25 protein-coding genes are annotated in these 23,153 nt (G+C 66.7%); 9 read left to right on the top strand and 16 right to left on the bottom strand.

The annotated features are described in order from the left end of the window. Positions 1 to 13 precede the first annotated feature (13 nt). The 11 genes from SMAL_RS13770 to ccmA form a co-directional block, all read right to left on the bottom strand. Positions 14 to 358 (bottom strand): DUF1294 domain-containing protein, encoded by a 345-nt coding sequence (locus tag SMAL_RS13770; RefSeq protein ID WP_041864564.1) that lies wholly within the window; start codon positions 356 to 358, stop codon positions 14 to 16. Then, complete coding sequence (metX, locus tag SMAL_RS13765) at positions 359 to 1,471, bottom strand: homoserine O-acetyltransferase MetX (RefSeq protein ID WP_012511628.1); 1,113 nt, start codon at positions 1,469 to 1,471, stop codon at positions 359 to 361. 162 nt (positions 1,472 to 1,633) lie between these two features. Continuing rightward, on the bottom strand, positions 1,634 to 2,623 hold the full coding sequence (locus tag SMAL_RS13760) for a tetratricopeptide repeat protein (RefSeq protein ID WP_041864563.1): 990 nt from the start codon (positions 2,621 to 2,623) through the stop codon (positions 1,634 to 1,636). Beyond that, positions 2,617 to 3,066 (bottom strand): cytochrome c-type biogenesis protein, encoded by a 450-nt coding sequence (locus SMAL_RS13755; protein WP_012511626.1) that lies wholly within the window; start codon positions 3,064 to 3,066, stop codon positions 2,617 to 2,619. The genes SMAL_RS13760 and SMAL_RS13755 overlap by 7 nt, the downstream gene beginning before the upstream one ends. Positions 3,067 to 3,070: 4 nt before the next feature. Then, on the bottom strand, positions 3,071 to 3,688 hold the full coding sequence (locus SMAL_RS13750) for a DsbE family thiol:disulfide interchange protein (protein WP_006378261.1): 618 nt from the start codon (positions 3,686 to 3,688) through the stop codon (positions 3,071 to 3,073). Between the two features lie 8 nt (positions 3,689 to 3,696). Continuing rightward, entirely contained in the window at positions 3,697 to 5,616 is a 1,920-nt protein-coding gene (locus SMAL_RS13745) for a heme lyase CcmF/NrfE family subunit (RefSeq protein WP_012511625.1), read from the bottom strand. Further along, complete coding sequence (ccmE, locus tag SMAL_RS13740; RefSeq protein WP_006378257.1) at positions 5,617 to 6,078, bottom strand: cytochrome c maturation protein CcmE; 462 nt, start codon at positions 6,076 to 6,078, stop codon at positions 5,617 to 5,619. Beyond that, positions 6,075 to 6,263 carry a heme exporter protein CcmD gene (locus tag SMAL_RS13735; protein WP_006378255.1) on the bottom strand — a complete coding sequence of 63 codons (189 nt, stop codon included), beginning with the start codon at positions 6,261 to 6,263 and terminating at the stop codon, positions 6,075 to 6,077. The genes ccmE and SMAL_RS13735 overlap by 4 nt, the downstream gene beginning before the upstream one ends. Next, a complete protein-coding gene (ccmC, locus tag SMAL_RS13730) occupies positions 6,260 to 7,030 on the bottom strand; it encodes a heme ABC transporter permease CcmC (RefSeq protein ID WP_006378253.1) in 771 nt (256 codons plus the stop codon). The genes SMAL_RS13735 and ccmC overlap by 4 nt, the downstream gene beginning before the upstream one ends. 43 nt (positions 7,031 to 7,073) lie before the next feature. Beyond that, positions 7,074 to 7,769, bottom strand: coding sequence for a heme exporter protein CcmB (gene ccmB, locus SMAL_RS13725; protein ID WP_006378252.1), 696 nt, complete (start codon positions 7,767 to 7,769; stop codon positions 7,074 to 7,076). Next, the gene (gene ccmA, locus SMAL_RS13720) at positions 7,766 to 8,395 is read right to left on the bottom strand and encodes a heme ABC exporter ATP-binding protein CcmA (protein ID WP_006378249.1); all 630 of its coding nucleotides are present in this window, start codon (positions 8,393 to 8,395) and stop codon (positions 7,766 to 7,768) included. The genes ccmB and ccmA overlap by 4 nt, the downstream gene beginning before the upstream one ends. A gap of 186 nt (positions 8,396 to 8,581) precedes the next feature. Here ccmA and SMAL_RS13715 point away from each other — a divergent pair, with 186 nt between their 5' ends. The 3 genes from SMAL_RS13715 to SMAL_RS13705 all read left to right on the top strand — a co-directional run bounded on the left by SMAL_RS13715 (position 8,582) and on the right by SMAL_RS13705 (position 11,086). Further along, positions 8,582 to 9,730 carry a pyridoxal phosphate-dependent aminotransferase gene (locus SMAL_RS13715; RefSeq protein WP_005410338.1) on the top strand — a complete coding sequence of 383 codons (1,149 nt, stop codon included), beginning with the start codon at positions 8,582 to 8,584 and terminating at the stop codon, positions 9,728 to 9,730. A 13-nt stretch (positions 9,731 to 9,743) separates the two neighbouring features. Then, positions 9,744 to 10,550, top strand: coding sequence for an amidohydrolase (locus SMAL_RS13710; RefSeq protein WP_012511624.1), 807 nt, complete (start codon positions 9,744 to 9,746; stop codon positions 10,548 to 10,550). Positions 10,551 to 10,651: 101 nt separating this feature from the next. After that, entirely contained in the window at positions 10,652 to 11,086 is a 435-nt protein-coding gene (locus SMAL_RS13705; protein ID WP_012511623.1) for a hypothetical protein, read from the top strand. Here the strand turns inward: SMAL_RS13705 and SMAL_RS13700 are convergent. Further along, entirely contained in the window at positions 11,073 to 11,366 is a 294-nt protein-coding gene (locus tag SMAL_RS13700; protein ID WP_012511622.1) for a hypothetical protein, read from the bottom strand. The two genes, SMAL_RS13705 and SMAL_RS13700, sit on opposite strands and share 14 nt — an antisense overlap. Positions 11,367 to 11,719: 353 nt before the next feature. Here SMAL_RS13700 and SMAL_RS13695 point away from each other — a divergent pair, with 353 nt between their 5' ends. Beyond that, positions 11,720 to 12,127 (top strand): hypothetical protein, encoded by a 408-nt coding sequence (locus SMAL_RS13695; RefSeq protein WP_012511621.1) that lies wholly within the window; start codon positions 11,720 to 11,722, stop codon positions 12,125 to 12,127. Between the two features lie 78 nt (positions 12,128 to 12,205). Here SMAL_RS13695 and SMAL_RS13690 read toward each other — a convergent pair whose 3' ends face one another. Beyond that, positions 12,206 to 13,360 carry an MFS transporter gene (locus SMAL_RS13690; protein ID WP_012511620.1) on the bottom strand — a complete coding sequence of 385 codons (1,155 nt, stop codon included), beginning with the start codon at positions 13,358 to 13,360 and terminating at the stop codon, positions 12,206 to 12,208. A 90-nt stretch (positions 13,361 to 13,450) separates the two neighbouring features. Here SMAL_RS13690 and SMAL_RS13685 point away from each other — a divergent pair, with 90 nt between their 5' ends. Further along, entirely contained in the window at positions 13,451 to 14,239 is a 789-nt protein-coding gene (locus SMAL_RS13685) for an AraC family transcriptional regulator (RefSeq protein ID WP_041864562.1), read from the top strand. A 116-nt stretch (positions 14,240 to 14,355) separates the two neighbouring features. Here SMAL_RS13685 and SMAL_RS13680 read toward each other — a convergent pair whose 3' ends face one another. From SMAL_RS13680 to SMAL_RS13670, 3 genes are read right to left on the bottom strand one after another with little or no spacing between them, the layout of a single operon-like run. After that, a complete protein-coding gene (locus SMAL_RS13680) occupies positions 14,356 to 16,005 on the bottom strand; it encodes a pseudouridine synthase (protein WP_012511618.1) in 1,650 nt (549 codons plus the stop codon). Next, a complete protein-coding gene (gene scpB, locus SMAL_RS13675) occupies positions 15,998 to 16,873 on the bottom strand; it encodes an SMC-Scp complex subunit ScpB (RefSeq protein ID WP_012511617.1) in 876 nt (291 codons plus the stop codon). The genes SMAL_RS13680 and scpB overlap by 8 nt, the downstream gene beginning before the upstream one ends. A 13-nt stretch (positions 16,874 to 16,886) precedes the next feature. Next, positions 16,887 to 17,792: a segregation and condensation protein A gene (locus tag SMAL_RS13670; protein ID WP_006378131.1), complete on the bottom strand. Its 906-nt coding sequence runs from the start codon at positions 17,790 to 17,792 to the stop codon at positions 16,887 to 16,889. A 361-nt stretch (positions 17,793 to 18,153) separates the two neighbouring features. Here SMAL_RS13670 and SMAL_RS13660 point away from each other — a divergent pair, with 361 nt between their 5' ends. The 4 genes from SMAL_RS13660 (at position 18,154) to SMAL_RS13645 (ending at position 23,069) form a co-directional block, all read left to right on the top strand. After that, on the top strand, positions 18,154 to 18,453 hold the full coding sequence (locus SMAL_RS13660; RefSeq protein ID WP_012511616.1) for a YciI family protein: 300 nt from the start codon (positions 18,154 to 18,156) through the stop codon (positions 18,451 to 18,453). Beyond that, positions 18,450 to 18,725, top strand: coding sequence for a BolA family protein (locus SMAL_RS13655; protein ID WP_006378127.1), 276 nt, complete (start codon positions 18,450 to 18,452; stop codon positions 18,723 to 18,725). Before SMAL_RS13660 ends, SMAL_RS13655 begins: the two co-directional genes overlap by 4 nt. A gap of 148 nt (positions 18,726 to 18,873) precedes the next feature. Then, positions 18,874 to 19,911: a LacI family DNA-binding transcriptional regulator gene (locus SMAL_RS13650; protein ID WP_006378125.1), complete on the top strand. Its 1,038-nt coding sequence runs from the start codon at positions 18,874 to 18,876 to the stop codon at positions 19,909 to 19,911. A 77-nt stretch (positions 19,912 to 19,988) separates the two neighbouring features. Then, positions 19,989 to 23,069 carry a TonB-dependent receptor gene (locus tag SMAL_RS13645; protein ID WP_012511614.1) on the top strand — a complete coding sequence of 1,027 codons (3,081 nt, stop codon included), beginning with the start codon at positions 19,989 to 19,991 and terminating at the stop codon, positions 23,067 to 23,069. Positions 23,070 to 23,153 lie beyond the last annotated feature (84 nt).

The following is a 23,153-nucleotide window of genomic DNA, read 5'->3' as shown; positions in this document are numbered from 1 at the left end:
CCCCTTCGAACGGTTACCGCGAGAACTCGCGCAGCATCACTGCGATCGAGGCCACGTTGGCCAGCACGCACAGCCAGAACACCCACTGGAATTCGGCTTTGCGATGCTTGTGGCGGAATAGCGCCTGGCCGAGCAGCGCACCGGGCCAACCGCCGGCAAAGGCCAGCAGTTGCAGGGTGCGCTCGGGAATCCGCCATTGCTTGCGCTGCGCCGCGCGCTTGTCGTGGCCGTACAGGCCGAACGACACTGCGCTGGCCAGCAGGCACCAGCCGCCCAGCCACAGTGGCAGCACGCCGCTGATCATCAGCGCAACTAGCGCGCCGAACGCGGCCAGCGCGAGGTTACGCCGCCAGGCCACTTAGAGAGTGTCGAGGAAGCCGCGCACGGCCGGGCCGAAGCGCTCGAAATCGACCAGGAAGGCGTCGTGGCCCTGTGGTGATTCCAGGCCGATGAACTGCGCATCGGCGCCGCCGGCGCGCAGGCCATCTGCTACTTGCTGCTGCTGCTGCACCGGGAACAGGATGTCGGTGTTGGCACCGATCGCCAACGCCTTCTCCACCCGGATCTTCGCCAGCCCGGCCAGCACATCGCCGTCGGCATACTCGGCCAGGTCGAACCAGTCCATCGAGCGGCTCAGGTACAGATAGCAGTTCGGATCGAAGAAGCGCACGAATCGGCGTGCGTGGCCCTCCAGATAGCTTTCCACCTGGAATTCCAGGCCGAACGGGTCGTCGTCGGTCTGGTCCGAATCCAGCCGCACGCGGCCGAAGCGGCCATCCCATTCCAGCGCCGAGCGGTAGGTGATCACGCCCAGCTTGCGCGCCATGCGCATCCCCGATTCCGGGTACGCATCGTCATCGTAGTGGCCGCCGTTCCAGCGCGGGTCGAGGCGGATCGCCTCGCGCTGCAACGAGCGGATCGCGATCGAGAACGGCAACGCCTGTGCACTGCCGGAAATGTTGATGTGGCTGCGTGCGATGCCCGGCTGCAGCATCAGCACGGCCAACGCGGTCATGCCGCCCATCGAATTGCCGACCACGCAGGCCAGTTGCTCGATACCCAGCGCATGCACCACCTCGATGGCCGCGCGAGCGCCGTCTTCGATCGACAGCTCCGGGAAGTCGAGGCGATAGGGTTGGCCGGTAGCCGGGTTGAGCGAAGCCGGTCCGGTCGAGCCCTTGCAGCTGCCCAGCGAGTTCACGCACACCACGAACCAGCGGTTGGTGTCGATCGGCTTGCCGGGGCCGACCATCGCATCCCACCAGCCCGGTGCCGGGTTGGCGTCGCTGGCGGCGGCATGCGCATCCGGCGACAGGCCGGTGACGATCAGGATCGCGTTGCCGGCATCGGCGTCCAGCGTTCCCCAGGTTTCGTAGGCCACGCGTGCACCGTGCAGGGCGCCACCGCGCTTGAACGGGAACGGCGAGGGCAGGGCGTGGAAGCAGGTGCCGGGCGGGATGAATTCAGTCATGCGGGCATTCTAGCGGGGCTGCATGTGGAGCTGGCGACATGCTGGTTTCCAGTGGTGGATGTGCGCTGCGGGCCAACCCTCCGCCGGGCATGGCCCGGCGCTACCGTTTGCGCGACATCCGGGTAGCGCCGGGCCATGCCCGGTGAGCGCAGCGGTGATGCCCTACGGGAACCGCAGCTCAACCACGCCTTCATGCGGCAGGCTCACCTTCACCGGCGTGCTCTGCAGATCGTCCTCGCTGCGGTTGGCGCTGCCGCTGCGCGAGATGCGCGCCAGCACTTCCACTTCGCGATGGGCCGACAGCGGTGCGGTCGGCATCGGGCTGTCTGCGTCGCCCAGCCCGACCGTGGCCGGGAAGCCCGCCAGCGGCAGCTTGCGTGCGGCCACCGGCATCGGCGGTCCACCCACGGCGCGGGCCAGCACGAATACCTGGGTGCTGGCGGGCCACTCGGTGTTCTTCAGCGCCGGCAGCTGCACGCGCACCTGCAGTAGCGCCGGTGGCGCCGCAGCGGCAGCATCGGGCGCCTGGCCGGCGGCTTCGCGGGCGATGGCGATCTGCGCCTGCAGCGCCTGCGCGGCGCCGGGCTCAAGCCGTGGCAGCAGGCCGCTCCAGACGTCGGCAGCCTCGGCGTTCTTTCCGCGCTGGCGCAGGGCGATGCCCAGCAGCCAGCTGGCGCGCTCTGCATCGGGCGCCAGCGCACGAGCCTGCTGCAACCAGGCCATCGCGGTGTCATCGAACTGCTTGCCGGCATCGGCCTGCGCACGTGCCTGCGCCGCTTCCACCAGCACGCCGGGGTCATCCGGGGCCAGGGCGGCGGCACGTGCGAAGGCCTCCGCCGCAGCCGGCGTGTTGCCCAGCTCGGCCTGCGAACGTCCCAGCAACGCCCAGCCGTCGGCGCGCTGCGGATCACGCTGCAACGCATCCTGCAGGGCCTGCACGCCGTCACGCAGGGTGGCCACCGACGGCGCAGGCTGCACCTGCGCCGCACGCGGGTCTCCCACCAGCAGGTACAGGCAGGCGCCCGTTACGCCCAGCGCCAGTGCCGCCAGCGCGAAACCGCGGCGGCCGTGATGGCGAAGCGGCCACAGCACCAGCACTGCCATCAACGCAGCGGTCACACCTGCCAGCAGCGGCAACCAGTGGCTCACCAGCCATCTCCCTCATCGGCTTTGCCGGTTGGTGCAGCGCCGACCGAGCGGCCACGGCGGCGGACGATACCCACCACCACCAGCGCACCGGCACCGAGCACCAGCAGCGGACCGCCCCACAACAACCAGGTGCCCGGCTGCAGGGGTGGTTGGTAGAGCACGAACTCGCCATAGCGGGCGACCAGGAACTGCTTGATCTGTGCGTCATCGTGGCCCTGCTGCATCAACTGAAGCACCTCGCGGCGCAGGTCCTGGGCGATCTGCGCGTTCGAGTCGGCCAGCGACTGGTTCTGGCACTGCACGCAGCGCAGCTGCGCGGCCAGGTCGTGGAAGCGGCGTTCCTCGGCGCCATCGCGGAACTGCAGCGGCTGCGGGTCGTGCAGTGGCTGCTGGGCCAGCGCGGCCAACGGCAGCATCAGGAGCAGCAGCGCCAGCAGCCAGCGCATCGGTTCAGGGCGCCGTATGCAGAGTGTTGCCGGCATTGCCCTGGGCCTTCTCGATCTTCTCCAGGGCCGGGATCAGCTTCTCGTCGACCACGCGCTGGGTCATCGCACCGCTGTACTTCCAGCGCACGATGCCGCTGCCATCGACCAGGAAGGTTTCCGGTGCAGCGGTCACGCCCCAGTCGATCGCGGTGCGGCCTTCAATGTCGCTGAGCACGACCATGAACGGGTTGCCCAGCTGCTCCAGCCAGTGCAGGGCATCGGTCGGTTCGTCCTTCCAGTTGTAGCCGATCACGCGTACGCGCTTGCTCTCGGCGAAACGGGTCAACACCGGATGTTCCTCGCGGCAGGCCGCGCACCAGCTGCCCCACACGTTCAGCAGGTAGGGCGCGCCGCGCAGCTCGTCGCTGTGCACGATCATTTCCGGGTCGTGCAGCACCGGCAGCGCGAACGCAGGCGCCGGCTTGTCAATCAGGGCCGACGGCAGCACGTCGCGCTGCGGGTCGCCGGATTTCATCACCCCGTAGATCATCAGCCCGAGCAGGCCGAAGAAGAACAGCACGCCGATCACGATGGCTACCGGCGGCAGCGGGCGGGAGGGGCGCGGGGCGGGGGACTCGGACATGGGAACTCCTACGGACGACGGAAGCGGCGGTCGGCGGCGGTGATGAATCCGCCCAGGGCCATCAGCAGCGCGCCCAGCCAGATCCAGCGCACGAACGGCTTGATGTGGACCCGTACCGCCCATGCATTGTTGCCCAGCGGCTCGCCCAATGCCACGTAGACATCGCCGTCGAAGCGTGCATCGATGCCGGCCTCGGTCATCACCTGGCCGCCACTGGCGTACTGGCGCTTCTCCGGATGCAGCAGGGCCAGTTCGCGGCCGTTGCGGAACACGCGCAGATGGCCGCGGTCGGCGATGAAATTCGGACCTTCGCGATGGTCCACGCCTTCGAAGCGCACTTCATGGCGGCCGACCACCACCTGTTGCCCGGGTGCCAGCGCTACTTCGCGCTGCACGTTGAGTGCTTCCACCAGCAGCGCACCGGCCAGGAACACGGCAATGCCGGCATGGGCGACGATCATGCCAAGCATTTCGGCGGTGAAGCGGCCGTTGCCGCGCAGGCGCTGCCAGACGAAGCGGGCGGTGCCCAACCCGACCCAGGCCGCTGCAGCGACGCCCAGGCCAGCCTTCCAGCCATTCTGCGGTGCCTGCCACCAGGCCAGCGCGCCGAGCAACATGGCCAGCCCCAGCCACGGTGCCAGCAACGCGAATGCACGCGAAGGCTGGTCGCGCTGCCACTTCACCAGCGGGCCGAACGGCAGCAGCAGGATCATCGGCGCCATCAGCAACAGGAACAGGCTGCCGAAGTAGGGCGGGCCGACCGAGATCTTGCCCAGCGACAGCGCATCGGCCAGCAGCGGGTACAGTGTGCCGAGCAGGACCATGGCGCAGGCAGTGGCCAGCAGCAGGTTGTTGGCCAGCAGCAGGGTTTCGCGCGATGTCGCGATGAAGCCACGGCGCGGATCGTCGGCGTTCACCGACAGACGTGGCGCGCGCAGTGCATACAGCAGCAGGCTGCCGCCGACCAGCACCGACAGGAACACCAGGATGAACAGGCCGCGCGAAGGATCGGCAGCGAACGAATGCACGCTGGTGAGTACCCCGGAGCGCACCAGGAACGTACCCAGCAGTGACAGCGCGAAGGCGGCGATTGCCAGCAGCAACGTCCAGCTGCCGAAGGTACCGCGCTTCTCGGTGACGGCCTGCGAGTGGATCAGCGCCGCACCGACCAGCCACGGCATGAAGCTCGCATTCTCCACCGGGTCCCAGAACCACCAGCCGCCCCAGCCGAGCTCGTAGTAAGCCCACCAGCTGCCCAGCGCGATCCCCAGGGTCAGGAAACCCCAGGCGACGTTGGTCCAAGGCCGCGTCCAGCGCAGCCAGCGGGCGTCGACGCGTCCTTCCAGCAGTGCGGCCACCGCGAACGCGAACGGCACCGCGAAGCCGACGTAACCGATGTAGAGCATCGGCGGGTGGATGATCAGCCCGGGGTCCTGCAGCAGCGGGTTGAGGTCACGACCCTCCAGCGGCGCCGGGTTCAGGCGCAGGAACGGATTGGAGGTGAAGATCAGGAAGGCGAGGAAGCCAACGCTGACCACGCCCATCACCGCCAGTACGCGCGCTTGTACCGGTGCCGGCAGGTGCCGCGAGAACAGCGCCACCGCACCGGTCCACAGCGCCAGCACCAGCGCCCACATCAGCAGCGAGCCCTCGTGCGCGCCCCAGACCGCCGAATAGCGGTAGATCATCGGCAGCAGCGAATTGGAGTTCTCGGCCACGTAGCGCACCGAGAAATCCTGCTGCACGAACGCGGCGGTGAGCACCGCGAAGGCACCGGCAAGCAGCAGCAGCTGTGCGAACGCGGCCGGTCGCGCCACCGCCATCCATGCCGTGTCGTTGCGCTGCGCGCCGGCCAGCGGCAGCCCGGCCTGCAGCAGCGAGGCCAGCAGCGCGCACAACAGCAGGATCTGACCCAGTTCGGGCAGCACTCAGCGCACCTCGGGTGCCGTCACCGGCACATCATGCTTGCGATGGGCATCGCCCATCTTGTCGGCCACTTCCTTCGGCACGTACTTTTCATCGTGCTTGGCCAGGACTTCATCGGCGACGAAGATTCCGTCCTGCAGGCGGCCGCTGGCAACCACGGCAGTGCCTTCGGCAAACATGTCCGGCAGGATCCGCGACGTAGTCACCGCCAGCTGGGCATCGCCGTCGGTGACCTCGAAGCGTGCTTCCAGCGAACCGACCGGGCGGTTGAAGGAGCCCTTCACCACCATGCCGCCCAGGCGGAACCGCGACTGCGCATCGACATCGCCGCGCAGCACTTCCGAAGGCGTGTACAGGTAGGCGATGTTGCGTTCCAGCGCCATCGCCACCAGCGCGGTGGCCAGCCCGGAGGCGAGCAGGGCCAGCAGTACCCAGACCAGGCGGCGACGCTGTACCGGGGTCATCGTTCCAGCTCCGTCGGCAACGACGACGCGGCTTCCTGCTTGCCGGCGCGGGTCTGCTGCCGCTGCTGCCGGGCCAGGGCCAGGCGACGGGCCATTCGCAGGCGCAGCCACGAACCGATGGCATCGGCGCCGAGCACCAGCACGAACGCGGCGTAGGCGCCGATCACGTAAGGCAGATGGGTCATGGCTGGGCCTCCCCGGCCGGGCGTGCGGCATCGACCCGGCCACCGACCCAGGCCTTGCCGGCCTCGCGGTCGAGATTGTCGGCGCGGGCCTTGGCCAGCACCGAACCGGCGAACCAGAACTTGGTGCCGATCACCATCCACCACAGCGGCGCGATCATCGCGCTGCTGATCGCCGATTCACCGAACACGTTGATCGACTGGCGCTGGTGCAGGCCGCCCCACCAGTCCACCGAATAGCGGATCACCGGCAGCAGGCTGACACCGACGATGGCCAGCAGGCCAGCCGCGCGAGCGGCGCTGCGACGGTCCTCGATGGCGTGGTAGAGGCCGATCACGCCCAGGTACAGGAACAGCAGCACCAGTTCACTGGTCATGCGCGGGTCCCAGTCCCACCAGGTGCCCCAGGTGCCCTTGCCCCAGATGCTGCCGGTGAGCAGGGTGATCAGGGTGAAGCCGGCGCCCATCGGCGCGCAGGCCATGGCCAGGATCTCGCAGACCTTGATCCGCCAGATCAGGGCGATGGCGGCATACAGCGCCATCAGCGCGAATACGAACAGGCTCATCCAGGCACTGGGCACGTGGATGTAGAGGATGCGGAAGCTGTCCAGCTGCTTGGCTTCCGGCGGCACCACCAGCAGTGCCTGCCACATGCCGACCAGCAGCACCGGCACCGCAGCGAGGTAGAACACCCGCGACCAGCGGGCAGCGAATCGGTCGAACGTGGGGGGCGAGCCGAGTTGGTGGAACCAGCGGACAATCGGATTCATGCGTGGCGGCTATCCAGCAGGGGTGGATTGGCTCTCAGCTCGGTCAACTCAGAGAAATACGTATTGCAGCAGCGGTGGCCAACGGCGCCAGCACCAGCGCGACCAGCAGGCCGGCGCCCAGCATCAGCAGTGCACCGACCGGATCCTGTCCGCGTCCCGCCGCTGCCAGGCTGCCTGCACCGAACACCAGCACCGGCACGTACAGCGGCAACGACAGCAACGCCACGAGAATACCAGAGCGCCGGATGCCTACGGTCAGTGCCGCGACCACGCCACCGATCAGGCTCAGAAGCGGTGTTCCCAGCAGCAACGATGCCAGCAACATCGGCAACTGGTCATGCGGCAGATGCAGCATTTCGGCCAGCAGCGGGCTGACCACGATCAACGGCAGGGCGGTGGTGGCCCAGTGCAGCAGCACGCGCACCAGCACCAGCCAGGCCAGCGGCACTGGCGCCAGCAGCCATTGTTCCAGCGAGCCGTCTTCGGCATCGGAGCGGAACAGTGAATCCAGCGACAGCTGGCCCGCCAGCAGCACGGCCAGCCACAGCACCGCACCAGCGGTGGCGGACAGCAGTTGCGGCTCGCGCCCTTGGGCCAACGCGAACAGCACCACCACCAGCACCGCGAACAGCAGCGGCTGCAGCGCATCGCCGCGTCGGCGCCAGAGCAGGCGCAGGTCGCGCTTGAGCAGTGCACCTGCGGTCTGCCACAGGCCCGGTTCGGTACCCGGCGCGATCATGCGGCACCGCCGAGGTCGAGCTGGCGGGTACGCACCGGCGGTGCGGCATAGGCGCCGTGGGTAGTGACCAGTGCAGCGCCGCCGGCACGCAGATGCGCGGAAATCATCCGGTTGACCAGGGTAATGCCCTCCAGGTCGAGGTTGGCATAGGGTTCGTCGAGCAGCCACAACGGCGCCGGCGACAGCCAGATGCGTGCCAGTGCCAGACGCCGCTTCTGTCCGGCCGACAGATGCCGCACCAGGGTGTCCTCGTAGCCGGCCAGGCCAACGATGGCCAGCGCGTTGCCCGGCATCTGCCGCGCGCGGCGACCGTGCAGGCCGCACAGGAAATGCAGGTTCTCCAGCGTATCCAGGTCCGGTTTCAAGGCCGGCAGATGGCTGAGGTAGGCGACGTAACGCGCGCGGTCGGCATTGCCGGCCGGCCTGCCATCGATCTGCACCTGGCCGGCGCCAGGCCGGGCCAGGCCCGCCAGCACGCGCAGCAGGGTGGTCTTGCCGGCACCATTGCCGCCCTGCACCAGCAGCGCCTCGCCGGCGTCCACATGGAAGTCCAGCGGGCCGAACACCGGCTCGTCATTGCGGGAGAAGCTCAGGCCGCTGGCGGCCAGCAATGCAGGGGTGTTCAAGGGGCAGGGTCTTCATGCCGGAGTGCGGCGGCAATTGTAGCGGTGAATGCATACGGTAGTGCCGGCCGCTGGCCGGCAGGCGCGACCAAGCGTCGCAGATAGTCCCGGATTGCCGGCCAGCGGCCGGCACTACCGAAGCAGGGATTGCGTAAACTCAGGGGCCTGTCTCCCCATATCCCCAGGCCGATGCAACCCAACACCAAGCTGCCCAAGGTCGGTACCACGATCTTCACCGTGATGTCCCAGCTCGCTGCCGAACACGGCGCGGTCAACCTGGGCCAGGGTTTCCCGGACTTTTCGGCGCCGCAGCGTCTGATCGACGAGACCGCCAGGGCGATGGCCGCCGGGCTGAACCAGTACCCGCCGATGACGGGTGTGGCGCCGCTGCGCCAGGCCATCGCGCAGAAAGCGCTGGACTGCTACGGCGCGCAGGTGGATGCGGACAGCGAGATCACTGTCACCAGCGGCGGTACCGAGGCCATCTTCAACGCCATCCACGCCGTGGTGCGTGCCGGCGAGGAAGTGATCGTGCTCGACCCGGCCTATGACTGCTATGAGCCGGCGATCGACCTGGCTGGCGCCAAGGCCGTGCACGTGTCGCTGGATCCGCAGACGTTCGCGGTCGACTGGGACCGCGTGCGTGCAGCGATCACCCCGCGCACCCGCATGCTGATCGTCAACACCCCGCACAACCCATCCGGCGCGATGCTGTCGGCGCAGGACATGCAGGCGCTGGCCGAGCTGCTGCGCGGCACGCAGATCTACCTGATTTCCGATGAGGTGTACGAGCACATCATCTACGACGGTCGTCGCCATGAATCGGCGCTGCGCTATCCGGAACTGCGTGAGCGCGCGTTCGTCATCTCCAGCTTCGGCAAGACCTACCACTGCACCGGCTGGAAGATCGGTTACGCGATCGCGCCGCCGGCGCTGACCGCCGAATTCCGCAAGGTCCACCAGTACAACACCTTCACCAGTTTCGGCCCGGCGCAGTATGGTTTCGCCGCGATGATCCGCGACGAACCCGAACACCACCTGGAGCTGGGCGCGTTCTACCAGGCCAAGCGCGACCGCTTCCGCGAGCAGCTGGCCGGCACCCGGCTGAAGGCGTTGCCGGTGCCGGGCGGTTACTTCCAGCTGGTCGACTACTCGGCCATCAGTGACCTGCCGGACCATGAGTTCGTGAAGTGGCTGACCATCGAGAAGGGCGTCACCGCCATCCCGCTGTCGCCGTTCTACGAGAATCCGCCGGCCGGCCAGCGCCTGGTGCGCCTGTGCTTCGCCAAGAATGAAGCGACCATGGACGCGGCGATCGAACGCCTGCGCCTGCTCTGAGCGAGGCTTGAACATGCAGGACCTGCGCATTTCCCTCGTCCAGGGTGACACCCGCTGGCACGACCCGGCTGGCAACCGTGCCTACTACGGTGCGTTGTTGGCGCCGCTGGCCGGCAGCACCGACCTGGTGATCCTGCCGGAGACCTTCACCAGTGGCTTCTCCAATGAAGCCATCGCCCAGGCCGAAGGCATGGACGGCCCGACCGTGGCCTGGGTGCGCGAACAGGCCAAGGCGCTGGACGCGGCGGTGATCGGCAGCGTGCAGCTGCGTGATGGCGAAGGCGTCTACAACCGGCTGCTGTTCGCCACGCCCGACGGCGAGCTGCAGTACTACGACAAGCGCCACCTGTTCCGCTATGGCGGCGAGCACGAGCGCTATGCGGCCGGCCGTGAGCGCCTGAGCGTGGAATGGAAAGGCTGGCGGATCAATCCGCAGGTCTGCTACGACCTGCGTTTCCCGGTGTTCTGCCGCAACCGCTACAACGTGGAGCGTCCGCAGCAGCTGGATTTCGACCTGCAGATCTTCGTCGCCAACTGGCCGTCGGCACGCGCCTATGCATGGAGGACCCTGCTGCGTGCGCGGGCGATCGAGAACCTGTGCTTCGTTGCTGCGGTCAACCGTGTCGGCGTCGATGGCAACCAGCTGCACTACGCAGGTGACAGCGCGGTGCTGGATTTCCTGGGGCAGCCTCAGGTGGAGATCCGCGAGCGCGAACAGGTGGTCACCACCACCATTTCGGCCGAGGCGCTGGCCGCACACCGCGCGCGCTTCCCGGCCATGCTTGATGCCGATGCCTTCCATCTGGACGAACAGGCCTGAGCGACGGCCTGAACGCTGCCGCACCAGCGCGCGCCTGCATTCAACCTGCACGCGCGCGCTGCTAGATTCGCCGCCAGTCCGACCGAACGGGAAGTCCAGCCATGAACAAGCCCTTCGCCCTGCTGCTGGCCCTGTCTGCCGCATCGCTCGCCCCGGCCGCGCACGCTGCCGGCAACCTCGATTGCGAGCTGCACTACAACCTGTCCGGCTGGTCGCTGATCTACAAGACTGCCTCCGGCAATGGCACTGTCACCTGCATCAACGGCGCCAGCATGCCGGTGCGCATCCAGATGAAGGGGGGCGGCCTGACCGTGGGCAAGTCGAAGATCACCAACGGGCGTGGCAGCTTCACCGGCGCGGTCAGCGTCAACGAACTACTGGGTACTTACGCCTCGGTGGGTGCGCACGCCGGTGCGGTGAAGTCCAGCAACGCGCAGGTGATGACCAAGGGCGACATCTCGCTGGCCCTGTCCGGTACCGGCAAGGGCTGGGACCTGGGCGTGGAGGGCACCGCGTTCACCCTCAGCCGGCGCTGAGGCGGCGCTGCGCTGCGCCATCCCAGCTGATCCGGATGTAGTGCTGTTCGGAATCGCTCAACAACCGTTCGACACCGAAACCATTCTTCAGCAGCTGTGCGACCACATCTTCGACGAGCTGCTCGCTGGCCATCACCTGGCTGAAGCCGAACACGATATAGCGGCGGCCATTTTCCGAGCCGATCTGGATCGAGTTGTCGAGGTCGCGGTAGAACTGTTCGATCGGGCGCTTGGCGGCATCGGCGTTGGCGCGGGCCTGTTCAGCGGTGATGGTGATCATGGGCATCTGCCTTGTGCGGGAGAGCACGCACGATAGCCAGCGCCCTGATGTGAATTCCGTGCGTGGCGCACAATGCCCCGTGTTTGCAGCAATTCCTAACATGAGCTGTGAACGTCAAGACGCGCAGGAAAAGTGCCGCGCGGCGGTGAGCATCCTGCATCGACATGAAGCCATCGGGAAGGGATGGGTGCGAGCAGCAGTACAGGCGTGCAACGCACCGCCCAGAGGGGATCCTGGACCCATCCGATGCTGTGGGCACGCAGTGCATTTACATTTCCTTGACCTTGCAGTAACCCCGCAATGCCTAACAGGGACGTCCCAGCGATTCTGCTGGGATCATTGGAGACGCTGGAATGGAGTTCAGAACGTCCGTGCTGCTCGTGGCCCTCATCGCCACACCCGCGATCGCCCACGCCGAAGTCTGCCTGTCCGACAGCGGCATCGTTGTGTCCTGTCCTAGCCTGTTACCGCATCCGGTGACGGCCAGGTTCGAGATCGGGACCCTGCCGCGTGTGGCCGGCTCGCCATCGGAGATCTACATCACAGGCGGCGGCCAGGTGGATGGAACGAGTAATTTCTCGGTCTATGCCAATGGTCAGTTCCTGTGCCGTACCAATGACAATTACGACGGTGGCAACACCACGCCGATTCGCCATTGCACCGCGACCATCGCAACACCCGGGACCTATGTGATCTCGGCGTCGCGCAACAGCCCTGGCAACTTCCTTGCGCCGATGGACGAAGTGATCAACGTGCAGTAATCGATTGTCCGCTGACCCAGGCCCCGGGGCGTAACCCCCGGGGCCTCTGCTGCCCTTATGGCAGCGGGACCGGCTCCTTCACCGTTGCGATCCACAACCAGGCCTTCCGCCGTCAACTGCCCGGTCCCGTTGCAGCCACAAGGCCAGCAGGCCACACACGATAAGGGTTGGTGCCAGCAGCTGCACTGCACCGGCCAGTGCCATTGCCGCACCGATCAACAGGTAGTAGAGCAGGCCGAACAGCGCGCCTGCGCTGCCGAGACAATGTGGATAGCCGCGCAGGGCCTGGCCGAGCACATTGGGAATGGCAAGGCCGAAGCCCGTCACCACCGGCACCATCGCCGCGACCAGGGCCGGGTGATCATGCAGCAACGCGGCCAGCAGGCCTCCCGTCAGAACCAGTCCTGCGGCGATGCGGATGCGCGTGGTTGTGGCAACGCCTGCACGCAGCAGGCGCCCATTGCCCCACGCGCCCAATGCCGAACCCAGCGCCAGCACCGCGCCGCTGGCGCCGAACCAGGTGGCTGGCCAGTGCAGGCGCGCAAACACGAAGGGGCCGAGTACATACCAGCTGTACATCGCGACGTTGAAAGCCATCACCAGCAACGCGTGTGACCAGATCCAGCGATCGCGCAGCAGTTCCCGCAGCAGCGGCAGCATAGGCGTGTGCGGGATCTGTACAGGGCGGCTTTCGCGCAGCCCTGCCAGGCATGCGACTGCCAGCAGGGCAGCAATCAGCAGCAGGCCGGACTGTACGCCGACATAGCCATTGGCGGCGACCAGCAGCGTGCCCAGTGCAAGACCGATGGCCGGACTCAGGGCCAACGCCATGCCGATCCAGGAGAATGCCTGCGCCAACGCCGGCCCCTGCAGATGGTCGCGCAGCACGGTCTGGGTGACCACCGAAGCGGCGGCGGCGCCGACTGCGGCCAATGCCTGGGCCAGCAGCACCTGGCCGAAGCTGCCAGCCATCAGGCCGCCCAATGCAGCCACTGCGAAAACGCAGAGGCCACAGAGAAGGGCGGGGCGACGACCGATACGATCGGCCAGGCGCCCCCACAGCAGCACACCCGCAGCGAAGCCGAACAGGTACAGGCTCATGGCCTGGCTGGCGGCACTCGGCGGCAAGGCGAAGCGTATGGCTAGATCGGCCAGGGCCGGGCTGTACAGGGTCTGTGCCAGCTGCGGAAACATCAGCAGTGCAATGGCGAGCAACAACAGGCGACGCGACATGCGGGCGCTCCAGGAACGGGGCCGCGCATTGTGGTCGCGTCCGCAATGGCGCACCCTGTCTATCCTGTCATCGAATGTATGAAATCAGACATGGCCTGGTTGCAGCCGGACGCGCACTTCGACGCCGATGCCTGGAGCGCTCCGGTGCTGGGGATCGCGGCCTCACTGGCGGATCACGATTCGGGTTGGCACCAGCATGCACGCGCGCAGCTGCTGTACACCCGACAGGGCTGTACGCGTCTGACCTATGGTGATCGCATCAGCCTGCTGCCGCCCGCGCGCGCAGCGTGGATTCCGGGTGGGCTGCGCCATCGCGCGCAGATGCGCCAAGCGGTCGACTACCGTTCGTTGTACTTCGACGCCACCCTGTCGGCCCAGCTGCCCCGGCAGCCGGCGATCATCGGCGTAGGCCCGCTGCTGCAGGCCTTGCTGGAGCCGATCGCACAGGCACCGTTCGACCAGGACTGGCAGGCGCCGCGTGCGCACCACCAACTGGCGTTGTGCGTGCTGGAAATCGCCGCTGCACCGGTGGCGCCGATGGACCTGCCTTTACCGCGTGATCCGCGGATTGCACGTTGCCTGCCGCTGGCCGAACAGCTGCCGCCCGAACTGGGGGAGCTGGCCGCGCGCACAGGCCTGAGCGCGCGTACCGTCGGTCGGTTGATGCAACGCGATACCGGCATGAGCTATCAGGCCTGGCGCCAGCAATGGCGCCTGATGCGGGCCATGGAGCTGCTGCTGCTCGGCCATCGCGTCGCCCATGTGGCCCAGGACACCGGCTTCTCCGCCGAGAGCCCGTTCATTGCCTTCTTCCGCAGCATGACCGGCACTACGCCCGCCGCTTTCCAGCGCCACGCAAAAGGGGACGGAGGGGATTAAGTCGCTTTCGCCCCTTCGATACACACCGTGGCAAAAACGAATTAATCCCCTCCGTCCCCTTTTTAAAGAAAAACCCCGGCCGGAGCCGGGGTTTTTCATGTCGCTCGCGTCAGCGATCAGCCGCCGCGCGGGCCACTGCGGCGCGGGCCGCCGGGGCCACGGTTGCCGCCGGGGCCACCCGGGCCACGGTTGCCACCCGGGCCGCCGGGACCACGGTTACCGCCCGGGCCACGGTTGTTGCCACCGCCCGGACCGCGACCGCCCGGACGGGCGCCCTGCGCCGGCTTCGGGCTGCCATACGGGTTGAAGCCCGGGGTGGCGTGGTCGGACGGGAAGCTCGGGGCATTGCCCGGATGGCCGTACGGGTGCTTGTTGCCCTGGCCCTGCGAGCGGTTGCCCGCGCCGGCCGGACGACCTTGGCCGCCTGCGCCGCCACGGCCTTCACCGCCGAAGCCGCCACGGCCCTGGCCGCCACCGGCGCCAGCACCCGGACCCTTCGGCTTGCCGTACGGACGGCCCTGGCCGCCTGCGCCCGGACCACGGGCACCCGGGCCACGTGCGCCCGGACCGGCATTGCGATGGCCGCTCGGGCCGGTGCTCACGCCATCCGGCACGTACCAGGTGCGGAACGCGGCCGGGTTGCCTTCCGGCAGCGAACGATCGTTCTTCTGGGCACGCTGCTTGAACGGCTTCTGCGACTGCTTGGCCGCCGCTTCGCCGCTGACCGTCAGGCCGCCCTTGAAGCCGCCGCCCTTGCCGCCGCGACCACGGCCGCGGTCTTCGCGGACATTGTCGAAACGACGCAGCTCGCGACCTTCGTCGGCAGTGTTGTGGCCGTTGACGTAGGCATTGCCACGGCCACCTTCGCGCACGCGCACGGTGGTCTTGGCGGCGCGGCGCTGGCCGATCACCGGCTGCAGGGTCAGCGCCGACGGCGCGCCTTCTTCCAGCTTCAGCTGCGCACGCAGGGCTTCGACCTGGGCGCTGCCCAGCTCCACCGAATGGCCTCGGGCCAGTTCGCGCGGCAGGGTGACCTTGCCGTAGCGGGTGCGCTTCAGGCGGCTGACCTGGCAACCCTGGGATTCCCACAAGCGGCGCACTTCGCGGTTGCGGCCTTCCTTCACCACAACACGGAACCAGTCGTGCGAATCGGTGCCGCCAATGCGTTCGATCTCGTCGAACTTGGCCGGGCCATCTTCCAGCGCGACGCCGCGGCCGAGGCGGTCGATGATGGCGTCGGAGACCTTCTCTTCGCCTTCCGGGGCACGCACGCGCACCACGTACTCGCGCTCGACCTCGAACGACGGGTGCATCATGGCGTTGGCCAGCTCACCGTCGGTGGTGGCCAGCAGCAGGCCGGTGGTATTGATGTCCAGGCGGCCGACCGCGATCCAGCGCGCGCCCTTCAGCGGCGGCAGCGACTCGAACACGGTCGGGCGGCCTTCGGGGTCTTCGCGGGTGGTCACTTCGCCTTCCGGCTTGTTGTAGACCAGCACGCGCGACGGCTCGGCCAGGGCGGTGGCGACGAAGCCACGGCCGTCCAGCTCGATCTTGTCGCCGCTCTTGACCGACATGCCGGTCTGCGCGACTTCACCGTTGACCTTGACCAGGCCTTCGGCGATGCGCTGTTCCAGCGCACGGCGCGAGCCGAGGCCGGCCTGGGCCAGGACCTTGTGCAGGCGTTCTTCCAGCTTGAACTGCTCGGAGGTGGCTTCGCGCTTGAGCGAAAGCTTGTTCAACGAGGGCTTGCGGGGGGTGTCACTCATCAGTTTTGCTCCGGCCGACGGTTTCGGGGTCGGCCTCTGGTTTGGAATCGGCTTGGTCAACAGCCACGGTCGTCATCGCGACGGCGTTGTCTTCGCGTTCGTTCACTGGCACCGCGCGCTCGCCCGGCGCGGAATCGGGATGCCCATCATCGAAGGGCGAAGGTGCTTGCTCATCGGAGGCCGAGGCAGGGGCTGCATCGGCGGAATCGGGGGTGCTACTGCCGGCCAGGCCGGCGTCATCATTGGCGGCGTCATCGTGACCACCGGCCGAAACATCGGGGCCTTCGGCGCCAGCCCGGGGCGGCGCATCGCGGTCCAGCGACAGCTGCGGCTCCAGTTCGCCCAGGTCCTTCAGTTCCGACAGCGGCGGCAGTTCATCCAGTCGCTTCAGGCCGAAGTAGTCCAGGAAGCCCTTGGTGGTACCGAACAATGCCGGCTTGCCAGGCACGTCGCGGTGCCCGACCACGCGGATCCACTCGCGTTCTTCCAGCGCCTGGATGATGTTGCTGCTGACCGCCACGCCGCGCACCTGTTCGATCTCGCCGCGGGTGATCGGCTGCCGGTAGGCAATCAGCGCCAGGGTTTCCAAAGTGGCGCGGGTGTAGCGGGTCTTGCGTTCGGTCCACAGCCGGCTGATCCAGCCGTGCACTTCGCCGGTGACCTGGTAGCGGAAGCCTGAGGCGACCTCGACCAGTTCCACGCCGCGGCCTGCGCAGGCGTCGCGCAGGCGTTCCAGCGCACGTTCGATGCTGCCCGGCGGTGCCGGTTCCTCTTCCGGGAACAGGTCCTTCAGCTGGGCCAGGGTAAGCGGCTGGCTGGAGGCTAGCAGCGCACCTTCGACAATGCGGTCGATCAGCGGTTGATCCATCGGCAGTCAGCGCTCACTCGTTGGCATTGGCGGCGTCGTTGTCGTCGAACTCGCTGCTGAACTGCAGCGGGGCGTTGGTGTTGCCGGCGGCCAATGACTTCACGTAGATCGGCGCCAGCGGTTCTTCCTGGATGATGTCCAGCAGCTGCTCCTTGGCCAGTTCCAGCACCGCCAGGAACGTGACCAGCACGCCCAGCTTGCCTTCTTCGGCGGTGAACAACCCTTCAAAGCGGTAGAACTTGCCGTCTTCAAGCCGGCCGAGTACTTCACCCATGCGCTGCCGGACACTCAGCGCCTCGCGTTTGATCGCGTGACCGGTGAACAGCTCGGCGCGCTTGAGCACGTCGTGCAGGGCCATCAGCATTTCCTTCAGGTCGACCGGCGGCGGCAGTTTCACCGTCGCCCGTTCGGGCATGAAGGCATGGGCCAGGCTGGTATCGCGGTCCTGGCGGGGCAGGGCGTCGATGTCCTCGGCAGCCCGCTTGAAACGTTCGTACTCCTGCAGCCGGCGTACCAGCTCGGCACGCGGGTCGGCCTCATCGCCTTCCTCGCTGACCGGGCGCGGCAGCAGCATGCGCGACTTCACCTCGGCCAGGATCGCGGCCATCACCAGGTACTCGGCGGCCAGCTCGAAACGGAGCTCGCGCATCACGGTGATGTATTCCACGTACTGCCGGGTGATCTCGGCGACGGGAATGTCCAGCACGTCCAGGTTCTGCCGGCGGATCAGGTACAGCAGCAGGTCCAGCGGGCCTTCAAAGGCATCCAGGATGACTTCCAGCGCATCCGGCGGGATGTACAGGTCCTGCGGAATCTGCAGGACCGGTTGCCCATGCACCACGGCCAGCGGCATTTCCTGCTGCTGGGGGGCGGGCGGCCGGGTTGGCGGGTTCGCGTCGAGCGCGAGTTCGGAAGTCATCTAATGGACATCAGGATTGCAACGGACCAGTCGCGGCACCGGGTTCACCGGGCCAACGCCACGGAGCCCCAGGGCACCAGGCACGCCGGGTTCGGCGCGCTTCCACACATATCAAACAGCAGGACGCGCCGCAGGAATCGGCAGCGACGGGACTACGGGGAGGTCGTCTACGTGGCCCCTTTGAAACAGCGGGACGGTCGTCGGGGGCTGCGTTGGCCGCAAAAACCGACGGGCTGCTGCATCCAGCCACGCGCAATGGAGTCTAGGGTAAGCCTTTGCCGCGCCAGTGTCCAGCCGCGGCCGGGCCAAGGGCCGCATTGGCTAGAATCAGCGCACCGACAACGCAAGCGAGGAAATGCCGGTGTGGTATGTGATTGAAGGGTATGACGGCCAGGATGTCCTGGCACAACGGCTGCAGGCCCGGCCGGAACACCTGGCGCGCCTGCACGCGCTGCGCGACGAGGGTCGCCTGCTGTTGGCCGGGCCGTGCCCGGCGGTGGACAGCGAAGACCCGGGCCCGGCCGGATTCAGTGGCTCGGTGGTGATTGCCCAGTTCGATTCGTTGCCGCAGGCGCAGGCCTGGGCCGATGCCGACCCGTACGTGGCGGCAGGTGTCTACACCCATGTGCAGGTGCGACCGTTCCGCAAGGTGCTGCCGTGAACGCGGAACGGATCGAGCGGATTCGTGATGCGCTGCAGCAGGCGTTGACCCCGAGCGTGCTCGAAATCGAGGACGACAGCCATCGCCATGCCGGCCATGCCGGTGCCCGCGACGGTCGCGGCCATTTCAACGTGCATGTGGTCAGCGATCGCTTCGCCGGACTGGGCCCGCTGGCCCGTCACCGCGCGGTCTACACCGCGCTGGGGGCGATGATGGAGACCGATATCCACGCGCTGTCCATCCGTGCGCTGACCCCGTCAGAACAGGGCTGAGGCCTTGTCCCACGCTGTCCTGGCCGGTCCCCGCAGGGGCCGGCACAGACAGATTTCCATGTCCATTTCGGGACATTCGCCTAACGGACTGTTTACAAGCCCAGATGGAAACGCTTACATTCCGCGCCAATGCTGGTAGGTCCAAGCCGTGGAGGGCGGCTTCGTGAACAAGGCAGCTATCACAATCAAAGACGTCGCACGCGAAGCCCGGGTCTCCGTGGCCACGGTTTCCCGCGCGCTCAACGGGCATGAAAATGTCGCCGAACCGGTCCGCCAGCTTGTGCTGGAGGTGGCCGCACGGCTGCGTTACACCCCGCACGCCGCCGCCCGCAGCCTGAGCAGCCGCCGCACCAATACGGTGGGCGTGGTGCTGCCTGACCTGTACGGCGAATTCTTCTCCGAACTGATGCGCGGCATCGACGGCGTGGCCCGCAACCGCCGCCAGCACCTGCTGGTGTCCAGCTACCATGGTGACCAGGAACAGCAGGGCGCGGCCCTGCGCGCCATGCGCGGCCGCGTCGACGGCCTGCTGGTGCTCTCGCCCTATGCCGAGAGCCCCGGTTTCCTGACCGACAACCTGCCGCAGTCGTTGCCGACGGTGTTGATCAACACCTATCTGCCCGGGCAGGACCACCCGGTGCTGAGCATCGACGACCATGCCGGTGCGATGGCGATGACCCGCCATCTGCTTGACGCCGGCCACCGTCGCATCGCTTTCATTTCTGGCCCGGACCTCAACTTCGACGCGCGCGAGCGCCTGCGCGGCTTCCGTGACGCGCTGGCGGCTTTTGGCAGTGGCGCCGAAGGCATCGAGTTGCCCGGTGATTTCGACGAAGCTTCCGGCCATCGCGCCGGTCAGGAGTTGCTGGCAGCCGGAGCGCTGCCCGATGCCGTGTTCGCCGCCAACGACATGATGGCCCTGGGCTGCCTGTATGCGTTCACGCAGGCCGGCGTCCAGGTCCCGTCCGATGTCGCGCTGGCGGGTTTCGATGACATTCCGCTGGCGCGTTTCGTGCACCCGTCGCTGACCACCATGCAGGTCAGCATCGCCGAGCTCGGCGACCGGGCCATGACGCGCCTGCTGCAGTTGATGGACGGCACCTCCACGGACGGGACAGGGGACAAGCAGACCCTGGTTCCCCGCTTGATAGTTCGCGATTCCACCACTCCGCCATCGGGCCATTGAAGCCAGAGGCGTTCCTTCTTTTTTTGATTGATCGCAGGGACCGCGCGAGCGGTCACCGCCACCCGGAGATTGAGTTGATGATGCACACCACCTTCCGCACGCCGGCACGCCGGCTGCTGAGCACCGCACTGGTCAGCTGCCTGATGCTGGCCGCCGCTCCGAACGTCATGGCGCAGTCGGCCAATGCCAGCCTGCGCGGCCAGGTTTCCGGCGCCCAGGCCGGTTCTGAAGTCACCGCCACCAACGTGGCCACCGGCACCGTCCGCCGCGGCACTGTGCGTGCCGATGGCAGCTACTCGCTGATGGGCCTGGATCCCGGCACCTACAACGTGGTCGCCAATGGCCAGACCCAGAAGGTCACCGTCACCGTGGCTTCGACCGCGACGCTGAACTTTGCCGACGCCGCCAGCAGTACTCCCGGCACGACCGCAGCCACCAACCTGGACACCGTCAACGTTGTTGCGCCGACCCTGCTGCAGGAAGTGCGCACCTCTGAAGTCGGCAAGACCGTCAGCCTGCAGCAGATCCAGACCACCCCGCAGGTGTCGCGCAACTTCCTGGAGTTCGCCGACGCGGTGCCGGGCATGATCTTCACCCGCGATGCCAAGGGCAACACCTCGCTGCGCGGCGGCGCCACCAATTCCGACGGCACCAACGTCTACATCGATGGTGTGGGCCAGAAGAGCTACGTCAAGGGCGGCGGCATCTCCGGCCAGTCCGGAAGCGCAGGCAATCCGTTCCCGCAGCTGGCCATCGGTGAATACAAGGTCATCACCGGCAACTACAAGGCCGAGTACGGCCAGGTGTCCAGTGCAGCGATCACCGCCGCTACCAAGTCCGGTACCAACGAGTTCAAGGGTGAAACCTTCTACCGTTACACCAACGACAGCATGCGCGCGATGACCCCGGCCGAACGCCAGCCGGGCAAGAGCAAGGAAGAATCGGCCGAGAAGGAATATGGCTTCGCGCTGGGTGGCCCGATCATCAAGGACAAGGCCCATTTCTTCGTCACCTATGAAGCCAAGCGCTTCGATCTGCCGGTGACCATCGCGCCGGACGGTGCGGTGAGCTCGGCGGCCGCCAATCTGCCCGCCGATGGTCTCGCAGGTCTCGGCCCGGCCAGCCAGCCGTTCCAGCAGGACCTGATCTTCGCCAAGATCGACTTCGAGCCGACCGATAACGATCGTATCGAGCTGACCTTCCAGGATCGCGACGAAACCCAGCAGCAGTTCAGTGACCAGACCGCCAAGGTGCACGGCAAGGTGGTGGACAACACCGACCGCCGCTATGCCCTGCGCTGGAACCACAGCGGCGAGCGGTTCTACAACGAGCTGATGGTCACCCATGAGGAGGCGTTCAACAATCCGCTGCCGCTGACCTACGGCAACGGTATCGTCTACACAGCGCCGGACTTTGGTGACAAGAACCGGAACACCCCGCAGGAAAAGACCCTCGTCCAGATCGGCGCAGCCGATGCGTTCGCCTCTCAGGTGAAGGGCCAGAAGGGCTGGGCGATCGAGGATAACCTGACCCTGGACGGCCTCCAGTGGGCCGGCGACCACACCATCAAGATGGGCGCCAAGTACAAGCAGATCGATCTGTACGCGTCCGATGCCGCGCAGATCAATCCGCAGTTCTTCTACACCATCGACAACCCTGCCTTCTCCTCCGGCACCCCTTACAAGGCGCAGTTCACCAAGGCCAGTACTGGTGTCACCGGCGTGCAGTCCGAGGTGCGCGCCAAGGTCAAGCAGATCGGCTTGTTCATCCAGGACGACTGGCAGGTCAATGATCACCTGCAGCTGAACATCGGCCTGCGCTGGGACTACGAAAAGAACCCGGTCTATACCGATTTCGTGACCCCGCCGGAGGTTGTGAACGCATTGTTCTCGCAGGACAGGCATGCGCCTGCGGGCCAGACCTATGCGCAGACGCTGGCGCTCAGTGGTTTGAACGTCAACGACTACATCAGCACCGGTCACAATCGCAAGAATTTCAAGAATGCCTGGCAGCCGCGCCTGGGCTTCTCGTATGACGTCAACGCCGATGAGCAGCACGTGTTCCATGGTGGCGCCGGCCGGTCCTATGATCGCGACCTGTTCGACAACCTGGCACTGGAAACCACCAAGCTGGCATTGCCGCAGCCGACCGTGTTCTTCCGCAACCCGGCCACCGGCAGCTGCATGTACGGACAGACCCCGTGCTTTGACTGGAACCCGAACCTGATGAACGGCATCGAGAACGTGCAGGCACTGCTGGGTTCCACCAGCAATGAAGGCATGGAAGTCGATCTGCTGAACAACAACATGAAGGTGCCGTACTCCGACCAGTTCAGCCTCGGCATGAGCAACCAGATCGGCGAGTGGCTGACCGATGCCACGATTTCACGCACGCTGACCTACGACGGCTTCGCCTACACGCTGGGCAACCGCTTCAACAACGGCAATTTCTTCGACAACCAGATGCTGTGCGGCGCTGACGAGCCGACCTACGGTCAGCCGTGGGGCTGCAGCATCCCGGGCTTCGGCAGCCTGATCATCGGCCAGCAGGGCATCAAGACCCGCTCCACCCAGATCCTGCTGTCGGCGCAGAAGCCGTACAGCAAGGAAAGCGGCTGGGGCACCTCGATCGCCTACACCTGGACCAATGCCCGCCACAACCGCAACATCAACGAGCACTATTCGTTCGATCGCGGCACCATCGGTGAATACCCGACCATCAAGTCCAACGGCGCGCCGCGCCACCGCCTGGTGGTCACCGGCTCGTATGACGGCTTCTGGGGCATCACCTTTGGTGGCAAGCTGACCCTGGCCACGCCGACCCCGGGCAACGACTGGTCCTGCATCGCCCAGGCCGGCAATTCGAACTGCATGCCGACCCCGGCTGCAGGCACACCGTCGGGCAACGGCCACTTCCTGCTCGGCGGCAAGATCTTCGGCTACCGCTCGCTGGATCTGCAGGCGACCAAGACTTTCAAGCTGGCCGGCGATACCGAGCTGTATGCCCGTATCGACATCATCAACGTGCTCAACTTCGACAACTTCTCCAAGCTGAACTACGTGAAGAGCGACGGCAAGCTGCTGGTCAGCTACAACGAGACCGGCGACATCATCGGTACGCCGCGCCAGGTCAAGGCTGAGGTGGGCTTCCGCTTCTAAGCGGATCCGCCTGAAGCAATACCCCGACGCCGCCGGTCCGCCGGCGGCATCGGCAGGATGAAAAAACGGCAATGGCCGGCCCCG

The organism is Stenotrophomonas maltophilia R551-3 (genome assembly GCF_000020665.1).
In the GTDB taxonomy this organism is placed as follows: domain Bacteria; phylum Pseudomonadota; class Gammaproteobacteria; order Xanthomonadales; family Xanthomonadaceae; genus Stenotrophomonas; species Stenotrophomonas maltophilia_L.
This window is presented reverse-complemented; position numbering and strand designations above follow the sequence as displayed.

Bases quoted from the DNA above. Each gene is read 5' to 3' on its own strand.
- metX (WP_012511628.1), bottom strand. From the start codon at position 1,471: ATGACTGAATTCATCCCGCCCGGCACCTGCTTCCACGCCCTGCCCTCG.
- SMAL_RS13755 (WP_012511626.1), bottom strand. From the start codon at position 3,066: ATGCGCTGGCTGCTGGCGCTGCTGCTCCTGATGCTGCCGTTGGCCGCG.
- SMAL_RS13750 (WP_006378261.1), bottom strand. From the start codon at position 3,688: ATGTCCGAGTCCCCCGCCCCGCGCCCCTCCCGCCCGCTGCCGCCGGTA.
- ccmE (WP_006378257.1), bottom strand. From the start codon at position 6,078: ATGACCCCGGTACAGCGTCGCCGCCTGGTCTGGGTACTGCTGGCCCTG.
- SMAL_RS13735 (WP_006378255.1), bottom strand. From the start codon at position 6,263: ATGACCCATCTGCCTTACGTGATCGGCGCCTACGCCGCGTTCGTGCTG.
- ccmC (WP_006378253.1), bottom strand. From the start codon at position 7,030: ATGAATCCGATTGTCCGCTGGTTCCACCAACTCGGCTCGCCCCCCACG.
- ccmB (WP_006378252.1), bottom strand. From the start codon at position 7,769: ATGATCGCGCCGGGTACCGAACCGGGCCTGTGGCAGACCGCAGGTGCA.
- SMAL_RS13715 (WP_005410338.1), top strand. From the start codon at position 8,582: ATGCAACCCAACACCAAGCTGCCCAAGGTCGGTACCACGATCTTCACC.
- SMAL_RS13710 (WP_012511624.1), top strand. From the start codon at position 9,744: ATGCAGGACCTGCGCATTTCCCTCGTCCAGGGTGACACCCGCTGGCAC.
- SMAL_RS13705 (WP_012511623.1), top strand. From the start codon at position 10,652: ATGAACAAGCCCTTCGCCCTGCTGCTGGCCCTGTCTGCCGCATCGCTC.
- SMAL_RS13700 (WP_012511622.1), bottom strand. From the start codon at position 11,366: ATGATCACCATCACCGCTGAACAGGCCCGCGCCAACGCCGATGCCGCC.
- SMAL_RS13695 (WP_012511621.1), top strand. From the start codon at position 11,720: ATGGAGTTCAGAACGTCCGTGCTGCTCGTGGCCCTCATCGCCACACCC.
- SMAL_RS13690 (WP_012511620.1), bottom strand. From the start codon at position 13,360: ATGTCGCGTCGCCTGTTGTTGCTCGCCATTGCACTGCTGATGTTTCCG.
- SMAL_RS13685 (WP_041864562.1), top strand. From the start codon at position 13,451: ATGGCCTGGTTGCAGCCGGACGCGCACTTCGACGCCGATGCCTGGAGC.
- SMAL_RS13680 (WP_012511618.1), bottom strand. From the start codon at position 16,005: ATGAGTGACACCCCCCGCAAGCCCTCGTTGAACAAGCTTTCGCTCAAG.
- scpB (WP_012511617.1), bottom strand. From the start codon at position 16,873: ATGGATCAACCGCTGATCGACCGCATTGTCGAAGGTGCGCTGCTAGCC.
- SMAL_RS13670 (WP_006378131.1), bottom strand. From the start codon at position 17,792: ATGACTTCCGAACTCGCGCTCGACGCGAACCCGCCAACCCGGCCGCCC.
- SMAL_RS13645 (WP_012511614.1), top strand. From the start codon at position 19,989: ATGATGCACACCACCTTCCGCACGCCGGCACGCCGGCTGCTGAGCACC.